This window comes from Bradyrhizobium diversitatis (assembly GCF_016031635.1).
In the GTDB taxonomy this organism is placed as follows: domain Bacteria; phylum Pseudomonadota; class Alphaproteobacteria; order Rhizobiales; family Xanthobacteraceae; genus Bradyrhizobium; species Bradyrhizobium diversitatis.
This window is the reverse complement of record NZ_JACEGD010000015.1, coordinates 1-22,782: the sequence shown is the minus strand read 5'-3', so window position 1 is coordinate 22,782 and position 22,782 is coordinate 1. Positions and strand designations below refer to the sequence as shown.

Below are 22,782 nucleotides of genomic sequence, written 5' to 3'. Positions count from 1 at the left end.
TCAGGTGCGCGCGCACCAGAGTTCGCACGTCGTGCGTCCCGGAACGACGACAACCAGCTCAATGTTCTTGCAGGTCAAGCTGCGGAGATTTGACCGGAGCGGTGGCTGCGGGAAAGCGCAGGCTCATCGTCGTGCCGCGGCCGGGCGCGGAAGAGATGATCAACTCGCCGCCATGGGCAGCCATGATCTCACGGACGATCGACAGGCCAAGCCCCGCGCCATCACTCGCGGCGCTGCCGGTCTGAAATGGCTCGGTCAGCCCGTGTTGGGCGCCATCGGGCAGGCCTGCGCCGTCATCGTGAATCGAGATACGGTCGCGGCCGAGCGTGGCGACGATGCGCCGCGCGCCATGGGCATGGATGAGCGCGTTGCCGACGAGATTGGCAAGCGCGCTGCGGACCGCAGCGTCCACGCCCTGCACCATGAATGGACCTTTCCCGTCCTGCTCCAGCGCAAGTTCGATGCCGGCGTCGAGCGCCGAGGGGCTGAAATCGGCCAGCACATCCAGCGTGATCCGGGCAAGATCGATCGGCCGCTTCGCGATCGCGTGATTTTGCAGGCGCGCGAGGTCAAGCATGGCCGAGACCAACGAGGTCAGGCGGCGGACGTCGCGCACCAGCTCGGCCTTCAGGGCCGGATCGGGCACGTCGTCGATCTTGGCGCGCAGCAGCGTCAGTGGCGTGCGGAGCTGATGGGCTGCATTGCCGAGAAAGCGGCGCTGCATCCGGATATAGGCATCGATCTCGCCGAAGGCGCGGTTCAGCGCCTCGACCAGGGGCTTCAACTCGGAGGGGACTTCGGACAGCGATATCAAACCTTGCGGGGCCGAGGGATCGATCGCGAGCGCGCGGTGCGCGACCCGTTCGATGCCGCGCGAGACGAAACGTGCAGCAAGCGCTGAACCGATGGCGACGGTCGCCGCAAAGGCCAGCGCCACCAGCATGATCGAAAAAATCCTGTTGACGAGGAAGTTCCCGGCCATTCGTCCGAAGCGGACCTGAGGCTCGCCGACCATCGTCGTGAGCCGCAAGGAGCCCCGTTGCGCAACGGCGAGACAAAACGTGTTGTTCTGGTCGGGGGTGCTGAAGACCGACAGGCCGACGGGCCCGCGATAGGGGAACGCGAACGGAAGCGGTGGCCGGTGCTCGCTGCCGTACTCGCTGACGAGATCGCCCACCGACACGACGTACCAGAGGTTCGGGCTGTCCGCCTTCAATTCCTCGAGCGCGGGAGTCGGACGTACCGTCAGGTTTTGCCCATCGATATCAGTGGCGCGATCGAGAACGGCGGCCACGACCCGGCAAGCCCTGAATTCGCGCTCCTCCAGCGGGTACCTCGAGACGAAGATCGCGACCATGATCAGAAAGATCGCCGTGGCGGCGATGCCGAGCGAGAATGCAAACGTCCGGGCGATCGATCTCATCGCGGTGTCGCCAGCCGCAGGATGTACCCGATGCCCCGCATGCTGCGGATCTCGACGTCGCCGCCGAATGCGGCCAGCTTCTTCCTCAGGCGCGAGACCTGCGCTTCGAGCGTGTTGGATTCGATCTCGTCGTCGAAACCGTAGATCTCCTCGATCAGGGCGGCGCGGGTGATGACGCGGTCGCGGCGCATCAGGAGGGCGGCGAGGATCAGTGCCTCGCGCCGCCGCAGCAGGATCTTCCTGTCGGCGACCACGACTTCGTTGCTGCCGAGATGCAGCTCGACATTGCCGAGCGAGAGCACGGAGGGCGCGAGCAGCCGGGGCCGTCGCAACACGGCGCGCACGCGCGCAATCAGCTCCTGAGGCTCGAACGGCTTGCCGAGGTAGTCGTCGGCGCCGCCGTTGAGGCCGTCGACGACGTCCTCCTTCGTGTCCTTGGACGTCAGCATGATGATCGCGGGCCGTTCAGCCAACCGGCTCAGTGCCGTGACCACCTGGAGTGCATCTCCGTCGGGCAGCATCCGGTCGACGATCGCGAGGTCATATTTGAAGTTCTCCAGCGCTTGGCTGGCCTCCGCAATCGAGCCGATGATGTCGACGATACCGTGCAGTTGCCCGAGCAGCCGGCTGATATAGGCGCCGATCTGCGGTTCGTCTTCGATCACGAGGGAACGCACGCGGGTCGTCCTTGACTCTGCTGGGGCAACAAAACCCTGACCGTGACGCTCCCTGGCCGACGCCTGGCGTTTCGGCTCGTGCGCTAGGGTTCCATTAGGGTAGCGAGCTTGGCGAATAAAAGGCAGGAACGGGAGAGTTCGCGGGCACCGCCCGTCAAGATTTGAGGGCGCGGCTGCGGCGCGGCAATGTTCGGGCAATGTTGATCCGGCGGCGCCTGGCGCGCGACGTCTCGGACGACGGCTCTCGCCTTGCAATCTTGGGGCAATTTTGCCGGACCACATGCTGTGGCTCTGAACCACACGAGTCGACCAGGCCCGCAAGGCCGGTCCGGGGACCCCGCAATGATGTTTTTCGAAGAAGCCGCTCTCCGCCTCACGGCGACCGCGCGGCGGACGACTGCCTGTCTCGCCGCGCTCGGTGCGATCTTGACGACTGCGCAATCTGTATCGGCGCAGAGCGCGTTCACGCTGCCAGCACCACCGTTCGAACTGCCGATGCTGCCTTCACCGTCTGGAAACTGGACCGTCATGGTCGGCATCGGCGGCGAATACACGCCTGACTTCGTCGGATCGAAAAACAGCAAGTTTCTTCCGATCCCGATCTTCACGATCCGCCGCGCCGGATCGATCGACCAGTTTCGCGGTCCGCGCGACAGCGCCAGCATTGCGCTACTCGACGTCGGCAATTTTCGCGCCGGGCCTGCGTTCAAATACGTCTCCTCGCGCAAGAGCGACAAATATTCCGAGCTGACCGGCCTCGGCAATGTCGACACCGCCTACGAGCTCGGCGGTTTCGTCGAATATTATCCGGTCGACTGGCTGCGCCTGCGCAGCGAGCTGCGCCAAGGCTTCGGCGGCCATACCGGCACCGTGGCCGACGTCTCGGCCGACGTCATCGTCCCGCTCATCCAACGGCTGACGATCTCGGCCGGTCCCCGCTTCACCTGGAAGAGCACCAACGCGACCGCGCCCTATTTCGGCGTCGACGCCACGCAAGCCCTGGCATCGGGGTTGCCGGTCTACGATGCCAGAGGCGGCGCGCATTCTGTCGGCTTCGGCAGCCAGATCTCCTATCGCATCAATCCGCAGTGGGAGGTCCACGCCTATGTCGAATACGAGAAGCTGCTCGGCGACGTCGCGGACAGTCCGCTGGTGAAGCTGCGGGGATCGTCGAACCAGACGACGGTCGGCCTTGGAGCATCCTACTCGTTCGATTTCAGGATTCGATGAGCCGCCATGCGCCGCACTGCATTTCTATGGATTGGCCTCGCTGCAGCCTGCGTCGCACTCGGCGCCGCCGCGGCGTTCGAGACGCGCGCCAGCCGCATCCAGGCGATCAAGACCGTGGGCATCGTCTCGGCGATCGGCGAGGAAATGAGCCTCACGCGAGCCGGCCTGACCGGGCTCGGCAACGTCGCGCAAAGCGCTTCGATCAGCGCGTGGGGACTGGACGAGCTGATCGTTCAGCAGGTGACGCGGCTCTTGAGCGGACGCTTTCGCGTGCAGCCGGTGAATTACAGGCGCGCGGCCTTCGCTGCCGTCAGGGATTCGGCGGTTGCGCCCGTCAACCTCCTGCGCGGCGATCCGTTCAAGGAATTGGTTCGCAGCGATATCGCGCCGCAGGGGTTGGACGCGTATATCGTCATCACCCGGGCGAGATCGAAGCTCGGCAATGGACGCAACGTCGAGGGCGTCGGGCTCGCCGAATACCGGACGCTGCTGGCCGATTACGGCCTGATCCACGCGCTGTACGAAGTTCGCGTCATCGACGGCAAGACGTTCGACGTGATCGAGAAGCGGGCGGCTGCGCCGCTCGACAATACCGGGACCGTGCGGATTGCCGGCCCGAGCGGACCGGTCAACGAGACGTTTGGCGGTCCGGCTTCAGGAGAACGGTTGCGCGCAGCGATCGCGGATCTCATCACGCGCAGCCTGCCCGTCACTCTGGGCGACATGCACCTGATCGATGGTCAGTGAGGGGCCTCAGGTCACCGGCGCCGGATTGAACAGCGTGAGATCGTTGTGGATGCCCCAGCGGTCCGACCACGGCTTGGTGCGGCCGGAGGCGACATCGAGGATCAGGCGGAACAGGTCCCAGCCGCATTCCTCGATGGTCTTCTCTCCGGTGGCGATGCTGCCTGAATCGAAGTCGATCAGGTCCTTCCAGCGCCGCGCGAGCTCGCTGCGCGTCGCGACCTTGATCACGGGCGCAGCCGCGAGGCCATAGGGCGTGCCGCGGCCGGTGGTGAACACTTGCAGCGTCATGCCCGACGCGAGCTGCAGCGTGCCGCAGATGAAGTCGGAGGCGGGCGTTGCCGCGAACAGCATGCCCTTCTGCGTCGCCTTCTCGCCGGGCGAGAGCACGCCGGTGATCGCGCTCGAGCCGGACTTCACGATCGAGCCCAGTGATTTCTCGACGATGTTGGCGAGGCCGCCCTTCTTGTTGCCCGGCGTGGTGTTGGCGCTGCGGTCGGCGCCGCCGCGGGCGAGATAGGAATCGTACCAGGCCATCTCGCGCACCAGCGCGCGGCCGACATCCTCGTTGATCGCGCGCCGGGTAAGCAACTGGATGGCGTCACGCACCTCGGTGACTTCCGAGAACATCACGGTGGCGCCGGCGCGCACCAGGAGGTCGGCGGCGAAGCCGACGGCGGGATTCGCGGTGACGCCGGAGAAGGCGTCGCTGCCGCCGCATTGCAGGCCGATGACGAGATCGGAGGCCGGGCAGGTCTCGCGCTTGCGGGCGTTGAGCACCTTCAGCCGGGCCTCGGCCTGGGTCATGATCGCATCGACGATGGCGCCGAAGCCGTCGAAGGCTTCGTCCTGCATGCGCACGATGGCATCGCCCACGCCCTCCGGCACCAGCCGTTCCGGCGCCAGCTTCTCGCAGCCGAGGCCGACGACCAGGATCTCGCCGCCGAAATTCGGATTGAGCGCGAGGTTCTGCAGGGTGCGGATCGGCACCACCGCGTCGGGCGCATTGATGGCGACGCCGCAGCCATAGGCATGGGTCAGCGGCACGACGTCGTCGACGTTCGGATACATCGGCAGCAGTTCGGCGCGGATGCGCTTGACCGCATATTCCATCGTGCCCTTGACGCATTGCACGGAGGAGGAGATGCCAAGGATGTTCTTGGTGCCGACCGAGCCGTCCGGATTGCGATAACCCTCGAAGGTGAAACCTTCGAGCGGCGGCAACGGCGCGGGGACGGCGGTGGAGATCTCGAGCTTGTCGAGGGCAGGAGCCTCCGGCATGCGGATGCGTGCCTCGTCCACCCATTCGCCGGCGAGGATCGGCGACAGCGCGTAGCCGATGATCTCGCCATAGCGGATGATTGGCGCGCCTTGCGCGATGTCGACCAGCGCCGTCTTGTGCCCTTGCGGCACGAAGGCGCGCAACGTCAGTCCGCTGGCGAAGCGGGAGCCGGCGGGAAGCCCGAAATCATTGACCACGATCGCGACATTGTCGCGCTCGTTGAGCTTGATGTAGCGGGGCTTCTCTTTCGCTGCGACGTCCTGGTCCATGCAAGGACTCCGGATTTGTAGGGTGGGTTAGCGCAGCGTAACCCACCAATATCTGTGTCCGCGGAAGCAGAAGAGGTGGGTTACGCTGCGCTAACCCACCCTACGATATCTCAGCCCGGGAACGTATAGGCCGTCTTCACCGTCGTGTAGAACTCGCGGGCATAGGAGCCCTGCTCGCGGGCGCCGTAGCTCGAGCCCTTGCGGCCGCCGAACGGCACGTGATAGTCGACGCCGGCGGTCGGCAGATTGACCATCACCATGCCGGACTCGCTGTTGCGCTTGTAGTGCGAAGCGTATTTCAGGCTGGTGGTGCAGATGCCGGAGGCGAGGCCGAACTCGGTGTCGTTGGAGATCGCCAGCGCCTCCTCGTAGTTCTTGGCGCGGATGACGGCGGCGACGGGGCCGAAAATCTCCTCACGCGCGATGCGCATGTTGTTGCTGGCTTCGGTGAACAGCGCCGGCTGCAGATAGTGACCGGGGTTCTCGCGCTTGAGCAGCTCGCCGCCGAAGGCGAGCTTGGCGCCCTCGTCCTGGCCGATCTTGATGTAGCGCAGGTCCTGGTCGAGCTGGCTCTGGTCGACGACGGGGCCGATGTGCACGCCGGCCTTGAGCGCGTCGTCCACCGACAGGCCCTTCAGCCGCTCGGCCATCGCCGCAACGAAGCGGTCGTGGATGCCGTCGGTGACGATCAGGCGGGAGGAGGCGGTGCAGCGCTGGCCGGTGGAGAAATAGGCGCCGTTGACGGCAACCTCGACGGCGGTCTTGAGGTCGGCGTCGTCGAGCACGACCAGCGGATTCTTGCCGCCCATCTCGAGCTGGAATTTCTTCATGGGGTTCGACAGCACGCAGGCCTGCGCGATCTTGCGCCCCGTTTGCACCGAGCCGGTGAAGGAGATCGCGGCGACGTCGGGATGCTCGAGCAGCGTCTGGCCGACCACGGAGCCGGAGCCGACCACGAGGTTGAACACGCCGGCCGGAATCCCGGAGCGGGTGATGATCTCGGCGAGCGCATGGCCAGACCCGGGCACCAGCTCGGCCGGCTTGAACACGACGGTGTTGCCGTAGCAGAGCGCCGGCGCGATCTTCCAGGCGGGAATCGCGATCGGAAAATTCCAGGGCGTGATCATGCCGACGACGCCGACCGGCTCGCGGGTGAGCTCGACGTCGAGGCCGGGACGGACGGAGGCGCCCTTCTCGCCGATCAGGCGCAGCGCTTCGCCGGCGAAGAACGCGAAGATCTGGCCGGCGCGGGCGACCTCGCCGATGCCTTCCGGCAAGGTCTTGCCTTCCTCGCGGGCGAGCAGGCGGCCGAGCTCTTCCTTGCGGGATAGAATTTCGAGCGAAATCTTGTTCAGCGCGTCATAGCGCTCCTGCGGGGTCGAGCGCGCCCAGGCCGGGAAGGCGGCCTTCGCGGCGGCGATCGCCTTCTCGGTCTGCGCCTTGTCGGCCTTGGCGTATTCGCCGACGAGGTCGTTGGTGTTGGAGGGGTTGATGTTCCTGGTGACGCCGGAGCCGTCGACCCATTCGCCGCCGATGAAGTTCTTCAGGATCGCTGTCATCTTTTCCTCCATGTTCAAGGGACATGATCCTATCGGAAAACCGGTGTCCACTTTCCCGGGATCATGCCTGACGTTTCTTATCGCACGAGGCACGGACGCTTGTCGTCGAAGGTCCAGCCCGGGATCAGATCCTGCATGGCCATAGCGTCATCCCGGGCGCCGAGTCCATGCTTCTTGTAGAGCTCATGCGCAGCCTCGATGGCGGCACGGTCGATTTCGATGCCGAGGCCGGGACGATCGGGCACTGCAATCTTGCCGCCCCTGATCTGGAGCGGCTCTTTCGTCAGCGCCTGGCCGTCCTGCCAGATCCAGTGGGTATCGATCGCGGTGACCTTGCCGGGGGCGGCGGCGCCGACATGAGTGAACATGGCGAGCGAGATGTCAAAGTGATTGTTGGAGTGCGAGCCCCAGGTCAGGCCGTTGTCGCGGCAGGTCTGGGCCACGCGCACAGAGCCTTGCATGGTCCAGAAATGGGGATCGGCGAGGGGGATGTCCACCGCGCCCAGGCGGAGCGCATGGGAGAGCTGCCGCCAATCGGTGGCGATCATGTTGGTCGCCGTCGGCAGCCCCGTGGCGCGGCGGAACTCGGCCATGATCTCGCGGCCGGAGAAGCCGGCCTCGGCGCCGCAGGGATCCTCGGCATAGGCGAGGATGCCGTGCATGCCCTTGCAGAGCCTGACGGCCTCGTCCAGCGACCAGGCGCCGTTCGGGTCCAGCGTGACGCGCGCGTTCGGGAAGCGCTTGGCAATCGCGGTGACGGCCTCGATCTCCTGCTCGCCGCGGAGCACGCCGCCCTTGAGCTTGAAGTCGGCGAAGCCGTAGTGGTCGTGGGTCGCTTCCGCGAGCCGCACCACGGTCTCGGGCGTCAGCGCCTCCTGGTGGCGCAGGTTGAACCATTCCGCCTTGCCGCTCTCGCCCGCGACATAGTCGAGCTTCGACTTGCGCCGATCGCCGACGAAGAACAGATAGCCGAGCGTCTCGACGCTCTTGCGCTGCTGGCCTTCGCCGAGCAGGGCTGCGACCGGAAGGCCGAGATGCTGGCCCAGCAAATCAAGCAGTGCGGATTCGATCGCCGTGACCGCGTGGATCATCACGCGCAGGTCGAAGGTCTGCTTGCCGCGGCCGCCGGCGTCGCGCTCAGCGAAGGCGGTGCGGACGTCGGCGAGGATGTTGTTCATCGCGCCGACGGTCTTGCCGATGACGAGATCGCGGGCATCCTGCAGCGTCTGCCATATCTTCTGTCCGCCCGGCACCTCGCCGACGCCGGTGTGACCGGAATTGTCGGTGAGGATGACGATGTTGCGGGTGAAGAACGGCGCATGCGCGCCGCTGAGGTTGAGGAGCATGCTGTCGCGGCCCGCGACCGGGATCACCTGCATCGCGGTGACGACAGGTGCGCCAGAGATATCGATCCGGGCCATCGCGCGCTCCTCCCCCGTCTATCGGATTATTCTGCCGCCTGTTGTGTCGATCGGATGGCGGGCAGATTCTTCACCAGTGCGGTCAGCTCCGCCATCTCCTGCTCGGTGAGGTCGGTCAGCGGCGGCCGGACCGGGCCGGAATCGCGGCCGATCACCTTCATTCCGGCCTTGATGATCGAGACCGCATAGCCCTTCCTGCGGTTGCGGATTGCGATCAGCGGCAGGATGAAGTTCTTCAGGCCGGCATGGATGGTCTCATGGTCGCGCCTGCGCACCGCGGCGTAGAAGCTGGTGGCGAACTCCGGCACGAAGTTGAACACCGCGGAGGAATAGGTCGTCACGCCCATGTCGAGATAGGGCAGCGCGAACGTCTCCGCGGTCGGCAGGCCGCCGATATAGGTGAGGCGGTCGCCGAGCCTGGTGTAGACGCGGGTCATCAGCTCGATGTCGCCGATGCCGTCCTTGTAGCCGACCAGGTTCGGGCAGCGCTCGGCGAGGCGCGCAAGCGTGTCGGGCTGGAGGATGGCGTTGTCGCGGTTGTAGACGATGACGCCGATCTTCACGGCGGCACAGACCGCCTCGACATGGGCAGCGAGGCCGTCCTGCTCGGAATGGGTGAGATAGGGCGGCAGCAGCAGGAGGCCGTCGGCGCCGGCCTTTTCCGCACCGATGGCGATCTCGCGCGCGATCGCGGTGCCGTAGCCGGTGCCGGCAAGCACGGGCACGCGCCCCTTGGTCTCCTCGACGGCGACCTTGACGATCTGCGGGACCTCAGATGGCGTTAGTGAGAAGAACTCGCCGGTGCCGCCGGCGGCGAACAGGCCGGCAACGTCGTAGCCGCACAGCCAGTCCATGTTGGCGCGGTAGGTCGCCTCGTCGAAGGAGTAGTCCGCCCTGAACGGCGTGACGGGGAAGGACAGGAGGCCGGATCCGATCTTTCGGGCCATGTCCTGCGGGGTCATCTTGCTCACGGGCGCTGCTCCCTTCGTGCGTGTTGCGGAGGACGCAAAGCCTGCGCGTCCATGCGCCGTGGTTTAGGAGACCGTTCGATGCGCGTCCAAGCCAAATCCTATATCGACCGATGCGGCTTGAGCATCAATCCTCCGGCAGCTCCGCGGAGGATAATTCGCCGGCGGTTTTGACCAGCGCCGCCAGCAGCGGATTCTCGTCCTCGCGCCGCCAGACCATGAACAGTTCGACGGGCACGCGGCTGCGCAGCTTCAGCGGCCGCAGCCGCACGTCGGAGATCTTCAGGTTCGCGGCGGCGGCCGGCACGATGGCAAGCCCGAGGCCGGCGCGCACCATCGCGAGGATCGAGTGGATCTGGCTGAGATGCTGGACGTAGCGCGGCAGCACGTCGGCGCGGGTGAACTGCGCCACCAGGAGGTCGTGGAAGTAGCGGCTCTCATAGGGCGAGTACATCACGAAGGGCTGGTCGTCGAAATCCTTGATGGCGATGCTGTCGGCGTTCGCCAGCGGATGCTTCCTCGGGATCGCCGCGAGCAGCGGCTCTGCGACGACGCGGCGGCTGGCAAGCTCGGGACGCGCGATCGGCGGCCTCAGCAGGCCGGCATCGATCTGGCCGGAGGTCAGCGCCTCGAACTGGTCGCCGGACACCATCTCCTTCAACGAAAAATCGACTTCGGGCAGCTTGGCGCGGCAGGCGGCGACGAGCTCGGGCAGGAAGCCGTAGGCGGCGGCCGCGGTGAAGCCGATCTTGAGCGAGCCGATCTTGCCGAGCGCGATGCGGCGGGCGACTTGCGAGGCGCTTTCCGCAAGCTTGAGGATGCGCCGCGCCTCCGGCAGGAAGCTGCGCCCGGCAGGGGTGAGGCGCACCGAGCGGCTGGTGCGTTCGAGCAGCGACGCATCGATGATGTGTTCGAGCACCTGGATCTGCCGGGACAGCGGCGGCTGCGTCATGTTCAGTCGCGCGGCGGCGCGGCCGAAATGCAGCTCCTCCGCCACGGTGACGAAGCAGCGGAGTTGGTTGAGGTCGAACATCGATACATGCCTTAGATGGATAAGGCGTTTCCCCGGCACTTCTAGCATCGATCACCCCCAATACAAAGACGGCGGCTGGTGAGCCGCCGCAAGTTGCCTGGTCAAGCTCCCGTGAGAGCCCTCAGGAGGAACCTTTGAGCACCACCCGCTCGATCTTGCCGACGATGACGAGATAGGCGAACGCCGCCACCAGCGCGTTGAGGCCGACGAACACCAGCGCGCCGTTGAACGAGCCGGTCGCGGCCAGGATGTAGCCGATCACGATCGGAGTGGTGATCGAGGAGAGATTGCCGAAGGTGTTGAACAGGCCGCCGGAGACGCCGCCGGCCTCCTTCGGCGACGTGTCGGAGACGACGGCCCAGCCGAGCGCGCCGATGCCCTTGCCGAAGAAGGCAAGCGCCATGAAGCCGACCACGAGCGCCTGTCCGTCGACATAGTTGCAGGCGATGATCGACATCGACAGCAGCATGCCGCCGACGATCGGGATCTTTCGCGCCATGGTCAGCGAGCCGGTCCCGCGCAGGATCGCATCGGAGATGATGCCGCCGAGCACGCCGCCGATGAAGCCGCACAGCGCAGGAAGCGTCGCGACGAAACCGGCTTGCAGGATCGACAGCCCGCGCTCCTTGACGAGGTAGACCGGGAACCAGGTCAAGAAGAAATAGGTCAGCGTGTTGATGCAGTACTGGCCGAGATAGACGCCGAGCATCATGCGGTTTGAGAGCAACTGGCGGATGTGGTCCCACCCGGAGCCGGATTGCGCTGCGCGCTCCTGCCTCAGATCGTTCCTGGGCGCATCGAGATCGACCAGCGCACCGCCGTTCCTGATGTAGTCGAACTCGGCCTCGTTGATCGAAGGATGCTCCTTCGGACCATAGATGGTCTTGATCCAGGCGAGACCCATGACGATGCCGAGCGCCCCCATCACGAAGAACACGAAGCGCCAGCCATAGGCGTGCGCGATCCAGCCCATCAGCGGCGCGAAGATCACAGTCGCGAAGTACTGTCCCGAATTGAAGAAGGCCGACGCGGTGCCGCGCTCGTTGCCGGGAAACCACGCCGCGACGATGCGGGCATTGGCAGGAAACGACGGTGCTTCCGCGACGCCGACGAGGAGGCGTAGCGCAAACAGCACGACGACGGCCGCGCCGGCGCTGAGGAAGCCGACCCAGCCCTGCATCAGCGTGAACAGCGACCAGATGATGATGCTGAAGGCGTATACGAGGCGCGAGCCGTAGCGGTCGAGCAGCCAGCCGCCCGGGACCTGCGCGATCACATAGGACCAGCCGAAGGCCGAGAAGATCCAGCCCATGGCGACGGGATCGAGATGCAACTCCTTGGAGAGCGCAGGGCCTGCGATCGAGAGAGTGGCGCGGTCAGCATAGTTGACCGTGGTGACCAGGAACAACATGGTCACGATGAACAGCCTGACGCGAGACCGCCTCACGTCCGCTGCGGACAACACTGCGCTCATCATGCGCCTCCTTAGAACTCGAACATTTCCTCGAGGCGAGTCCTAGAGGCGCGCGCGGCAAAGTGTCCAAGTTCAAGGGAGTATCGATCGATGCCGTCTTTGGATCGATGGAACGGCGGGTTTGGGGGAGCGATTGTGAGAGAGTGAGAATGCGCGTCACGGGCTCGTCATTGCGAGGAGCTCTTGCGACGAAGCAATCCAGTGTCCTTCCGCGGAGAGAATCTGGATTGCTTCGCTGCGCTCGCAATGACGGGTGTAGCGGCAGCGTAGCCCGCATGAGCGAAGCGATCTGCGGGGAGAGAGTTGTCACGGATGTCGCTTTGGTTCATCCGGGCTACAATACCGTCGTCTTTGCTACTGCTGTGCGCTTGGCAATAGCTGCGGCAGGAATCCCCGCGTCACGTTCGGCGGTACGGCATCGAGCCCCAGCACGGCGCTCGCGGCCGGCAGCGCGGCATCCGCCATCGCGGCGTGGCCTTCGGCGCTCGGATGCACCGCGCCGCCGTAGACGGCGGAGAGCACGCCCCAGGTCGCGTCGTGAATGTCGGTCGGCTGGCTCGCGGCCGGCAGGCCCTGCGGATAGGTCATCGCCGCGAAATAGCTGTCATTGGCGTCGCGGATCCAGCGCGCGCGGGGCAGGTAGGCGCGATATTCCGAGGCGCCGCGGCCGCACAGCATGGGCTGGCTCGCTGCGCTGACAATGTCCGGATTGAAGCTTTGCCCGTTCTCGGCAAAGCAGGCCCGGTCGAATTCGGGGTCATTGCCCGAATGGGCGCAGAAGCCATGATCGGCGAACGTGGCCTGGTGCGCATCGACGAAGGTCATGCGGTCGGCTTCGGGATCGCGGCACAGCGCACCGCGGGTGCAGGTGGCGAGCCCTTTCAGCTGCGGCAGGAATTCGGTGTCGACGAAGGTGGAGACGCGGGCGAGGCGCTGCGGATCGGCGTTGAAGGACGGATGGATGTCGAAGCCGGCGCGGCCGCCGCGGCAGGGAACGCCGCCGTCGGCGAGCGCAGGATTGGCATAGGAGACGTAGACGACGCGTGAGAGGTCGCCGCCGACGAGCGGCTTCAACGCCTCGCGCAGCTTGACGAAGCTTTGCGGCAGCTCCCGCGTCAGCGCATCGCGGGAATCATCGACGCTCGCCATCACGCCGGAGCGGCGGAATAGCGTCCGCTCGGTCGCGGTATCGACGATGACGTCGGCGACGAGGCCGGAGAAGTAGACGTCGTTGGCGCCGACCGAAAGCAGCACGAGATCGAGCGTCCGATCGGGCTGGCGCTTCTTTGCCGCGGTGAGCGCTTCGCGCAGCTCGGCGACCTGCGCGTTCACGCTGGTGTTGCAGACGCCGGTCTTGCCGGGCGGGCATTCGCGGGCGCGCTGCGAGCCAAGCAGCCCGTCGGCAATGCTGGCGCCGGTGCAGGCGAGCGGCAGGAAGGTCACGGCGATGTGGGTGTAGCGCACCGCGAGCGCCAGCGCGGTGCGGGCCTGGTAACTATAGAGCGAGCGGTGGCAGGGCGCGTTGAACCAGAGCGCACTGTAGCGCTGCCAGTTGGCGAGCGTATCCGGCGCCTCGCAGGCGCGGCCGCCCTTGAAGCCGTGGCGGCTCGGCCGGTAGTACTGTGCGCCTGCGGTACCGAGATAGGAGCGGAAGCAAAATCCTTCGTCCGAGAGTGCCAGCGGCCGGTCCGGATTGCCCTCGCCGGAGGCGATGCTGTCCCCGAGGCCGGCGACGAAAATGTCGCGGACACGGATCTCGGTCTGGAGGCGCTGGGTCGGATCGGAGCCGGCGGAGACATCGACGGTCGCGACCGTCTGCCTGCCGTAGCGGACGCGCAGATTGATCGGCTCGGCGCAGTCGAAGGTCGATTGTTGCGGACCGTCGCCGTCGTCGAACGACCAGGCGCAGGTGGCGCCGACCGGCACCGCGCCGGTCAGACGTACCGTCACCGGATGGTCGATCGGGGTGATGTAGTTCTCTTTGACGTTGTCGCGGGTACAGGGCTGGTTGACCCGGCCCTGGAGGTCGATGCAGAGCCGGTTGACCATGTTGCGGGCCCAGCCGCGGCCTTCGCTCTGCAGCTCCAGCGATTGCTCGGCGGCGAGGATGCTGCGGTTGCGCGCGTTCTCGACGTGGAGCAGGAAGTCGCGCTCCTCGCGAAACAGCCGGAAGCGGTTACGCACCTCCCAATCGATCTGCATGGCGCCGGCATCCTGTGCGGCGGCGCGCTCGGACGGCAAGGCAGTCAAAAGCCCGGAAAGCAGCAGAGCGCCCGCGGCGAGAGTGCGAAGGGATAAAGGGATCATGGCCCGGGTCTTCAACGGCAAAGTTGAGGCGGAAATAAGAGAGCATTGCTCCGCCGCCCGCAACCTTTGTCTGCGCCGGCTGCCTTAGCGCTTGTTGGCCTGCCGCAGCAACCGCTCCCGCTCCATCGGTGTCACCTGCTTGGGCAGATTGGCCTGCGCGCAGGCCTCCGCCAGCCGCCGCCGCTCCTGCCAGGGCTCGACCACGTTCATCCAGAGCTCGCGCGTGCCCATGATCGAGATGGCAAGGCCGAACGGGATCACGAAATAGAGAATACGGAACACCAGCAGCGTGGCGAGAAGTTCCTCGCGGCCGAACTGGGGCAGCGCCACCAGCATGGCGGCATCGAACACGCCGATCGAGCCGGGGGCGTGGCTGGCAAAGCCGATCAGGGTCGCCAGGATGAACACGACCGCGAGCGACATGAAGTCGATCGGCGGATTGGCCGGCATCAAGAGGTACATTGCCGTGGCGCAGAAGCCGAGATCGACGACGCCGATCAGGATCTGCACCAGGGTCAGCGGTGCGGAGGGCAGCACCACCTTCCAGCCTTTCTGGCCGAGCTCGCGGCGCTTCTCGCCCATGCAGAGCCAGACCAGATAGGCGCCGATCGATGCGAGGCCGCCGAGGGCGATCAACCGGTTGAGCGAGGAGGGGAGCTGATCCATCGAGGAGGCCGCATCCGGATGGATGGCCATGCCGATCGAAAGCACGAAGATGTTACCGAGCCAGAAGGTCAGGCCCGACAGGAAGCAGATCTTGGCGACGTCGATCGCGTTGAGCCCGTAGTCCGAATAGATCCGGAAACGGATCGCGCCGCCGGTGAATACCGTCGCGCCGATGTTGTGTCCGATCGAATAGGACGTGAAGCTGGAGAGCGCCGCGATGCGATAGGGCACGTGCTTCTTGCCGATCGTTCGCAGCGCAAAAAAGTCGTAGAAGGTCAGCGTGCAGAACGCGAAGAAGACGCAGATCGCCGCCAGGCCGATACTGCCGCGGGGAATCTCGGTCAACGCAGTCAGGATGACGCCGGTATCGATGCCCTTGAGGGTCCGCACCAGCGTGGTGATCGCGAAGGCGATGATGAAGATGCTCGCGGCAATTCCGAGCCGTCGCCAGCCGATCCATCTCTTGAAGCCGCGTTTCAGCGCGGGCAGCAGTCCGTGCATTCATCCTCCCGGCGGGGGGCAAAGACCGACCGGGCCAGGCATTGGCCGGTCGGACGCGATCATGGCCAAAGACAGGCATCGATCGCTAGGCATGATCAAGCTCATTTAAGGCAAAATCAGCGGCTTGTGCAGCCCTTGACAACAATAGGTTCTGCATTGGACGGCCACTTTTGTCATACGCGGTTCACATCGGATGCGCGTTAAGCATATGAGTCGTGAAACCGGCTCCGCTCGCGCGTTTGGGGCGCCGACATGATTTCAAATCCTGGCGCCGTCCGCATTGTTCCAGCGCAAGCGGCTTCGGCGCTTCCTGGAACGTCGATGCCGCGTGCTCGTTAGGCTTCATCAGCAATCGAACATGGTGGAATATGCGGCTTTTCGTGCAAGCCGGCGCCTCCATGTTCCCGAAACCCCGAGAGGATCGGAACGATGGGACTGTTCACAAAAGACATCAAAACCATGAACGACCTGTTCGTGCATCAGCTTCAGGACATCTATTACGCCGAGCAGCAGCTCACCAAGGCGCTGCCGAAGATGGCAAGCAAGGCCACCGATCCGCAGCTGAAACAGGGCTTTTTGACGCACCTCGAGGAAACCAAGCAGCACGTCGCTCGACTTGAGGAAGTGTTCAAGATGCACGGCGTCGCCGTGAAGGCGGTCGACTGCCCGGCCATCGACGGCATCATCGAGGAAGCCGACGAGACCGCCGGCGAAGTCGCCGACAAGGCGGTGCTCGACGCGGCACTGATCAACGCGGCGCAGGCCGCCGAACACTACGAGATCGTGCGCTACGGCAGCCTGATCGCCTGGGCCAAGCAGCTCGGCCGCAACGACTGCGCCAGCATCCTCGCCAAGACGCTGGAGGAGGAGAAGGCGACCGACAAGAAGCTGACGACGCTCGCCGAGAGCAAGGTGAATCTGCGCGCGGCGAGCTGAGGGCGTCCAGCTGACAAGCGCCGCACGGTGGCCCGCGCGGCGCGTTGTTTCTCGCTTCATCCGCTGTCATGCCCCGCGAAAGCGGGGCATCCAGCCGGGATGATCGGCCTCGGTGCGCCGGCGCGAGGATCAACAATGTGAGCGATCACAGACATCTTCCATTCACCAATCCCCGAACAGGCTTGTAGCCGGTTACCGATCGTCCACCACTGTCGGCTCAAGTGCGAGTCGATAGGGGCCGGTAATGTATCAAGTTCTCTACTGTCTAACCGACGAGCATGATTGGCGACTCGTCGCGCTTGGCGGCGCAGTGTGTCTGCTCGCCAGCGCGGCTGCGATCAGCCTGTTTCAGCGCGCACGCGCCACGCACGGCCCCGGGCGTCTGGCCTGGATCGCCCTGGATGCGGCCGTCAGCGGATGTGGCATCTGGGCGACGCATTTCATCGCGATGCTTGCCTACGGGCCGGGCGGCGCCGGCGCCTACAACATCCCGGTGACAATTCTCTCGTTGATGCTTGCGATCTCCGTGACCTTCGTGGGGCTGAGCATCGCCGTAGCGTCCTCGCGCCCGGTGTGGATCGTTCTCGGCGGCGCCATCGTCGGCACGGGTGTCGCGGCGATGCATTACACCGGCATGGCGGCCCTGGAGATGCCGGCACGGGTGGATTGGATCGGAAGCACGGTTGCCGCCTCGGTGCTGTTCGGCATCATCTTCGCAGCGCTCGCGCTGTTCGTGGCAGCCCGAGGCGACGACATTCGTCATGCCCTGAGCGCGACTGCCTTGCTCACGGTCGCCATCGTCGCGCATCACTTCACCGCGATGGGCGCAGTGCTGCTGACGCCGGACCCGACGCTCGCGATCAGCGGGCTCTCCATTCCACCGGCCTCGCTGTCCTTCCTCACCGCCGGCGCTGCGGTCGCGATCATCGCCATTGCGCTCGTGGCCGCGCTGCTCGACCGCCGCGCCAAGGGTGAATTGGGCCGCCAGCAGATCGTGTTGGACAGCGCTCTCGAGAACATGTCGCAGGGGCTGTGCATGTTCGACGCCGACGGCAAGATCATCCTGTTCAACGAGCGCTACGCCGCGATGCTCCGTCGTACCGACATCCTGCTCACCGGTCGGCTACTGGTCGACGTGCTCAGGGAAGAGCAGGCAAAGGGCCAGTGGCAGGGCGACGCCGATGAATTCTTCGCGCGCCTCGTCGCCGACGCACGCGAGGGCCGCACCACGACCGACGTCGTCAGCCGGTTCGGCCGCTCCATCCGGGTCGTCAACCAGCCGATGCAGGGCGGCGGCTGGGTTGCGACCTTCGAGGACATCACCGAATGGCTGGAGGCACAGGCCAAGATCTCGCACATGGCCCGCCATGATGCGCTGACCAGCCTGCCGAACCGGGTGCTGTTTCACGAAGAGCTCGAGCAGGGACTGCGTCGGACCAAATCGGGCGACCAGCTCGCCGTGCTTTGTCTCGATCTCGATCACTTCAAGGACATCAACGACTCGCTCGGCCATCCCATCGGCGATGCGCTGCTCAAGGAGGTCGGCCGCAGGCTGAAGGCCACCGTCGGCGAGCACGACACCGTGGCGCGGCTGGGTGGCGACGAGTTCGCGGTGGTCCAGATCGGGCGGTCCGAGGAGACCGCTGCGAGGTCCCTTGCCGGGCGCCTCGTCGAGGTGATCTCGGCGCCTTACGAGATCGACGACCATCAGATCGTGATCGGCGTCTCGATCGGCATCTCGCTGTCGCCGCAGGACGGCAGCAATCCGGACGAGCTCCTGAAGAACGCTGATCTTGCGCTCTACCGCGCCAAGGCGGATGGCCGCGGCACCTATCGCTTCTTCGAGACCGGCATGGATGCGCGCGCTCAAGCGCGGCGCCTCCTGGAAATGGATCTGCGCGCGGCGCTGCAACGCGACGAGTTTCAGGTCTATTATCAGCCGATCCGTGACGTCGCCAGCGGTCGCGTCGTTGCCTTCGAGGCGCTGTTGCGCTGGAACCATCCGCAGCGCGGGCTGATCGCGCCCATCAACTTCATTCCGCTCGCCGAGGAGACCGGGCTCATCGTTCAGCTCGGTGAGTTCGTGCTGCGCTCCGCCTGCACCGACGCAGTCACTTGGCCCGACGACGTCGATGTCGCCGTCAATTTGTCGCCGGTGCAGTTCAAGAGCCCGAACCTGATCGCGTCCGTGACCGACGCATTGGCCGCCTCGGGAATTGATGCGCGCCGTCTCGAGCTCGAGATCACCGAATCGGTGCTGCTCCAGAACAGCGAGGCGACGCTCGCGACCCTCCATGAGCTGCGCGCCATGGGCGTGCGGATCTCGCTCGACGATTTCGGCACCGGCTATTCGTCGCTGAGCTATCTGCGGAGCTTCCCGTTCGACAAGATCAAGATCGACCGCTCCTTCGTGTCGGAGCTGGCGACGCGCGAAGATTCCATGGCGATCATCCGTGCGGTGACCGGCCTCGGCCGCAGCCTTGGCATCGTCACTACGGCGGAAGGCGTCGAGAACGACGTGCAGCTCGAGCTGCTCCGGCGCGAAGGCTGCACTCAGGCGCAGGGTTATCTGTTCAGCGAGCCGCGGCCGGCGTCGGACGTGGCAATGATGCTCGACCGCCCGCGACTGCGCGCATCGGCGTAAGGGGTCAGCCGCGGCGCAGCGCGAAATGCGCGCCGCAAAACGCCATCACGGCACCGAGGCAGAGCGCGGCGAGCCCGGCCAGCACGCCCGAGACGGTCGGGATCGGGCTCGGCGCAGAGGCCGCCTGGCCCGCTCCCGCAAGCAAGAGCACGCCGACCGCGATCAGGAATTGCCGCATCCGCTGCGGGATCTGTCCGGAGACGGCGCTCTGCATCAGGCTCGCCGTGAAATAGCCGCCGGAGAAGCCGACGGTCGCGATCAGCCACCAGGCGATCGCCGCGCCCGTCGGCATGAACTCATGCGTGTCGGAGCGCCAGAGGCCGCCGAGATCGAGGCCATAGCGCGCGCCCAGCATGTGGACCGCGAGCGCGAGCAGCACGCCGGAGATCATAGCGGCGCCGAGAATCAGGCGGCGCGGAAAAAACGTCGTCTCAGCCATGCCTCGCTTGTAGGATGGGCGAGGGCGATCGCGCAAGCGAATCGCGAATAGGACCTGTGATCGATATGCCGGGAGCCGAAGCCGATGCGGCCACGAGCTACGCCTACAAGGCCTCGCTGATCGGGTCGGCGCATCGTTTCGAGCTGACGGAGGAGGGTTTGTCCTGGCACATCGCCGGACGCTCCGGCCTGTGGCGCTACGACGAGATCTCGGCGATCCGGCTGTCGTTCCGGCCGGTCTCGATGCAGCAGCACCGCTTCCGTGCCGATGTCAGCCGCACCGGCGGCGGGCGCATCGCGATCCTCTCGACGAGCTGGCAGACCGCGGCGCTGATGGCGCCGCAGGACAGCGGCTTCCGCGATTTCATTCTCGCGCTGCATGCGCGGATGGCGCAGGCCGGCAGCCGGGCCGAATTGACCGCCGGCTTGGGCCGCAAGACCTATGTGGCGGCGCTGGCTTTCCTGGCGGTGCTGACGGTGGCGATGGCGGGGCTGTTGATCCGCGCGCTTCTGATCGGCGAGTTCGCCGGCGCGCTGTTCATCCTCGGCTTCGCGGCGCTGTTCGCCTGGCAGGTCGGCGGCTTCGTGTGGCGCAACAAGCCGCGGAGCTACAGTTTCGATCAGTTACCACGGTCCGTGCTGCCTTAGAAAGCCTTTCCCGTTCCGATGGAATCGGAACGGGGCTCTGGATTCTTGTTTTGACGCGTTTTCTTCACGCGAACCGGTAGCCACTTCGCTTGAAAACGCTCTGGGCGGATCGCTACTCCGTCGAGTCGAAATCCTCTTCCTTGGTGCCGAGCAGCGAGGCGATCGTGCGCAGGCCGGAATCGAGCTGCTCGGGCGACGGCGGGGCGAGGGCGAGCCGCACCGCGTTTGGTGCATGACCATGCGCGATCGCGAAGGTCGAGGACGGCGTCAGCGCGATGCCGCGCCTTGCCGCCGCGGCGACGAAGGTCTGCGAGCGCCAGTGCGGCGGCAGTGTCAGCCAGAGATGATAGGAGCGCGCGTCCGCGGCGAGCTGGTAGCCGGCCAGAAGTCTTGCGGCGGTCTGCTGGCGGCGCGCCGCGTCGATGCGCTTCAGGCGCGTCAGCTCGGCGACGGTGCCGTCGGCCATCAGCCGCTGCCCGGCCGCCAGCGCGTGTCCGGAGGCGATCCACCCCCCGGTGCGGACCGCGCTCATGACGCTTTCGCGCAAGTGGGGCGGCGCGACCAGGATGCCGAGCGCGAGGCCGGGCGCGACCTTCTTGGACAGGCTGTCGATCACGATGCAGCGGTCCGGCCCGAGCGCGGCCAGCGGCGTATCGTCGGCGAGGAAGCCGTAGACGGTGTCCTCGATGATGGGAAGATCGAGCTTTTCGGCGACGCGCATGATGTCGGCGCGCCGCGTCGCGTTCATGGTGACGCCGAGCGGATTCTGGATGATGGGCTGGAGATACAGCGCCGACAGGTGCGCCTCGCGATGCGCCTTCTGGATCGCATCCGGCCGCACGCCGTGCTCGTCCATCGGAATCGGGACTAGCGTCACACCTAACCGCGCGGCGATGCTCTTGACGTATGGATAGGTCAGCGCCTCGACGCCGCAGCGGCCGCCGGTTGGAACGAGCGCCGCAAGCGCGGCCGCGAGCGATTGCTTGCCGTTGGCGGTGAAGAAGATCTGGTCCGCCTGCGGCGTAAAATCCTTGCGCGCGAGATAGGCGGCGGCAGCAACGCGCGCGCTCCTGGTGCCGGTGCTGGTCGAAACGCGCAGCGCGGATTCGAGCGCGTCGATGCGCTCGAGCCCCGCAAGGCTCTTGGCGATCATCGCCCATTGCTGGGGCAGCAGCGGGTAATTGACCTCGAAATTGATGCGTGCCTCGGCCGGCTCGCGCATCGTCTCGACCTGGCGCCTGATGTCGCCGGAGATGAAGGTGCCGCGGCCGACCTCGCCGACCACGAGGCCGCGGCGGAGCAATTCCGTATAAACCCGGCTCGCGGTCGAGACCGCGATGCCACGGTCATAGGCAAAATTGCGCTGCGGCGGCAGCCGGTCGCCGGGCCTTAACGTGCCGTTAGTGATATCGGCCGCAATGGCATCGGCAAGCTTCACGTACTCGAACTTGGACATTATTGCACCGAGAGCAATGTTTTGCTTGCTCCGAGGTATGTACCGGAGCATTTAAGTTCCATCAAGACCCGCGATTGAGCCGAGAAGAGCGCGAGCAATTCGACGGCAAATGAGGTACAGGCGCCCACAAGCGTCCGCGCCAACGGCATTGGCTTCGCCGCGCGGACGACAGGCCGGAGAAGAAAAATGACCACGATATCGCAAACTGCCGGGCGGAGTTTACGCCCATCCTCGACGGGCGGATTTTTCAGCGCGCTCGCCAACGCCGTGCATGCACTGTTCGATCGCCTGGAGCGTCGCTCCGCCGTCAAGACGCTGAGCGAGCTCGACGACCGCGCCCTGCGCGACATCGGCATCACACGCAGCCAGATCGAGGATGCGGTGTACGGGCAGTTCAAGGCCGAGCTGTCGCGGTATCTATAAGTGAGTCCAGTGTCCCGGACGCGCTGCAACGCCCTTAGCGTTGCGGCGCAGAGCCGGGACCCAGCAGGCCATAGCACTCGCCGATGCATGGGCCCCGGCTCTGCAGCGCATCGTCGAAGAGACGCTGCGCTGCGTCCGGGGCACGAGCGCGGTGTTCTCGTGCGCAGCTGTCCCAACATCGTCATTGCGAGCGCAGCGAAGCAATCCAGAATCCCACCGCGGAGAGACCCTGGATTGCTTCGCTGCGCTCGCAATGACGGAATGCGCGGTCGGCACCATCGTTTCTTTTGCTCGCATCTTCCATCGCAGACGCAGCTTCGCATCCTCGCGGCGCGTTTGGCCCGAGCTTTGCGTCGATGCCTCACCCTCAAAATGAAAGAGGGCGCAGGGAAGACCGCATAGGCGTTAAGTTTATTCTTGAGTGTTGGAATCACACGTGATTCCAAAGCGGGATGGCAGACGAATCGCTTCTGAACGAGGACTGGACGAGAGTGGTTACGCAGCTCGGCGGGGCTGCGCAGCTTGAGATAAGCGCGCGCCAGACGAAGGCTTTCGTGCGGCGGCGCCAAATTCCAGATGCGGTGTCGTTACTTCGGCTGATGCTGGCCTATTGTCTGGGTGAACGAGGGTTGAGATCGACAGCCGCGTGGGCCGCTTCTGTTGGCCTTGCCGACCTCAGCAGC

Annotated in this window: 18 protein-coding genes and 1 pseudogene; 7 read left to right on the top strand and 12 right to left on the bottom strand. The window is 65.5% G+C overall.

Annotation, left to right across the window (positions count from 1 at the left end; all coding sequences use genetic code 11):
* Nucleotides 1-58: 58 nt before the first annotated feature.
* Nucleotides 59-1,423: a sensor histidine kinase gene (locus H1B27_RS17365; RefSeq protein ID WP_197966865.1), complete on the bottom strand. Its 1,365-nt coding sequence runs from the start codon at nucleotides 1,421-1,423 to the stop codon at nucleotides 59-61.
* A complete protein-coding gene (locus tag H1B27_RS17360) occupies nucleotides 1,420-2,100 on the bottom strand; it encodes a response regulator transcription factor (RefSeq protein ID WP_197966864.1) in 681 nt (226 codons plus the stop codon). Before H1B27_RS17360 ends, H1B27_RS17365 begins: the two co-directional genes overlap by 4 nt.
* Before the next feature lie 342 nt (nucleotides 2,101-2,442).
* On the opposite strand from H1B27_RS17360, the gene H1B27_RS17355 reads away from it, so the two are divergent.
* Complete coding sequence (locus tag H1B27_RS17355) at nucleotides 2,443-3,330, top strand: MipA/OmpV family protein (RefSeq protein WP_197966863.1); 888 nt, start codon at nucleotides 2,443-2,445, stop codon at nucleotides 3,328-3,330.
* Between the two features lie 6 nt (nucleotides 3,331-3,336).
* A complete protein-coding gene (locus tag H1B27_RS17350) occupies nucleotides 3,337-4,077 on the top strand; it encodes a hypothetical protein (protein ID WP_197966862.1) in 741 nt (246 codons plus the stop codon).
* A 6-nt stretch (nucleotides 4,078-4,083) separates the two neighbouring features.
* On the opposite strand, the gene garD is transcribed toward H1B27_RS17350, so the two are convergent.
* From garD to H1B27_RS17310, 8 genes are all read right to left on the bottom strand, one after another.
* The gene (gene garD, locus H1B27_RS17345) at nucleotides 4,084-5,625 is read right to left on the bottom strand and encodes a galactarate dehydratase (RefSeq protein ID WP_197966861.1); all 1,542 of its coding nucleotides are present in this window, start codon (nucleotides 5,623-5,625) and stop codon (nucleotides 4,084-4,086) included.
* Nucleotides 5,626-5,735: 110 nt separating this feature from the next.
* Nucleotides 5,736-7,184, bottom strand: a complete 1,449-nt coding sequence (locus tag H1B27_RS17340) for an aldehyde dehydrogenase family protein (protein WP_197966860.1) — start codon at nucleotides 7,182-7,184, stop codon at nucleotides 5,736-5,738.
* Between the two features lie 77 nt (nucleotides 7,185-7,261).
* Nucleotides 7,262-8,605, bottom strand: a complete 1,344-nt coding sequence (gudD, locus tag H1B27_RS17335; RefSeq protein ID WP_197966859.1) for a glucarate dehydratase — start codon at nucleotides 8,603-8,605, stop codon at nucleotides 7,262-7,264.
* A 26-nt stretch (nucleotides 8,606-8,631) separates the two neighbouring features.
* Nucleotides 8,632-9,576 (bottom strand): 5-dehydro-4-deoxyglucarate dehydratase, encoded by a 945-nt coding sequence (kdgD, locus tag H1B27_RS17330; protein WP_197966858.1) that lies wholly within the window; start codon nucleotides 9,574-9,576, stop codon nucleotides 8,632-8,634.
* 124 nt (nucleotides 9,577-9,700) lie between these two features.
* Nucleotides 9,701-10,606 (bottom strand): LysR family transcriptional regulator, encoded by a 906-nt coding sequence (locus H1B27_RS17325; RefSeq protein ID WP_061881977.1) that lies wholly within the window; start codon nucleotides 10,604-10,606, stop codon nucleotides 9,701-9,703.
* Between the two features lie 121 nt (nucleotides 10,607-10,727).
* Nucleotides 10,728-12,080: an MFS transporter gene (locus H1B27_RS17320; protein ID WP_061881981.1), complete on the bottom strand. Its 1,353-nt coding sequence runs from the start codon at nucleotides 12,078-12,080 to the stop codon at nucleotides 10,728-10,730.
* 354 nt (nucleotides 12,081-12,434) lie between these two features.
* Nucleotides 12,435-14,387 carry an SGNH/GDSL hydrolase family protein gene (locus H1B27_RS17315; protein WP_061881976.1) on the bottom strand — a complete coding sequence of 651 codons (1,953 nt, stop codon included), beginning with the start codon at nucleotides 14,385-14,387 and terminating at the stop codon, nucleotides 12,435-12,437.
* A gap of 84 nt (nucleotides 14,388-14,471) precedes the next feature.
* On the bottom strand, nucleotides 14,472-15,554 hold the full coding sequence (locus H1B27_RS17310; RefSeq protein ID WP_197966857.1) for a lysylphosphatidylglycerol synthase transmembrane domain-containing protein: 1,083 nt from the start codon (nucleotides 15,552-15,554) through the stop codon (nucleotides 14,472-14,474).
* 429 nt (nucleotides 15,555-15,983) lie between these two features.
* Between H1B27_RS17310 and H1B27_RS17305 the strand changes: the two genes are divergently transcribed.
* Both H1B27_RS17305 and H1B27_RS17300 read left to right on the top strand, forming a co-directional pair.
* Entirely contained in the window at nucleotides 15,984-16,490 is a 507-nt protein-coding gene (locus H1B27_RS17305) for a YciE/YciF ferroxidase family protein (RefSeq protein WP_061881974.1), read from the top strand.
* Between the two features lie 244 nt (nucleotides 16,491-16,734).
* A complete protein-coding gene (locus tag H1B27_RS17300) occupies nucleotides 16,735-19,134 on the top strand; it encodes a bifunctional diguanylate cyclase/phosphodiesterase (protein WP_197966856.1) in 2,400 nt (799 codons plus the stop codon).
* A gap of 4 nt (nucleotides 19,135-19,138) precedes the next feature.
* Here the strand turns inward: H1B27_RS17300 and H1B27_RS17295 are convergent, their stop codons facing one another.
* The gene (locus H1B27_RS17295; protein ID WP_061881972.1) at nucleotides 19,139-19,573 is read right to left on the bottom strand and encodes a hypothetical protein; all 435 of its coding nucleotides are present in this window, start codon (nucleotides 19,571-19,573) and stop codon (nucleotides 19,139-19,141) included.
* A 65-nt stretch (nucleotides 19,574-19,638) separates the two neighbouring features.
* Between H1B27_RS17295 and H1B27_RS17290 the strand changes: the two genes are divergently transcribed.
* Entirely contained in the window at nucleotides 19,639-20,220 is a 582-nt protein-coding gene (locus tag H1B27_RS17290) for a hypothetical protein (protein WP_197966855.1), read from the top strand.
* Nucleotides 20,221-20,332: 112 nt separating this feature from the next.
* Here the strand turns inward: H1B27_RS17290 and H1B27_RS17285 are convergent, their stop codons facing one another.
* A complete protein-coding gene (locus H1B27_RS17285) occupies nucleotides 20,333-21,676 on the bottom strand; it encodes an aminotransferase-like domain-containing protein (protein ID WP_061881971.1) in 1,344 nt (447 codons plus the stop codon).
* Nucleotides 21,677-21,862: 186 nt separating this feature from the next.
* Here H1B27_RS17285 and H1B27_RS17280 point away from each other — a divergent pair, with 186 nt between their 5' ends.
* Nucleotides 21,863-22,099 (top strand): DUF1127 domain-containing protein, encoded by a 237-nt coding sequence (locus tag H1B27_RS17280; protein WP_061881970.1) that lies wholly within the window; start codon nucleotides 21,863-21,865, stop codon nucleotides 22,097-22,099.
* Between the two features lie 452 nt (nucleotides 22,100-22,551).
* Nucleotides 22,552-22,782: pseudogene (locus tag H1B27_RS39805) on the top strand (hypothetical protein); the annotation flags it as partial.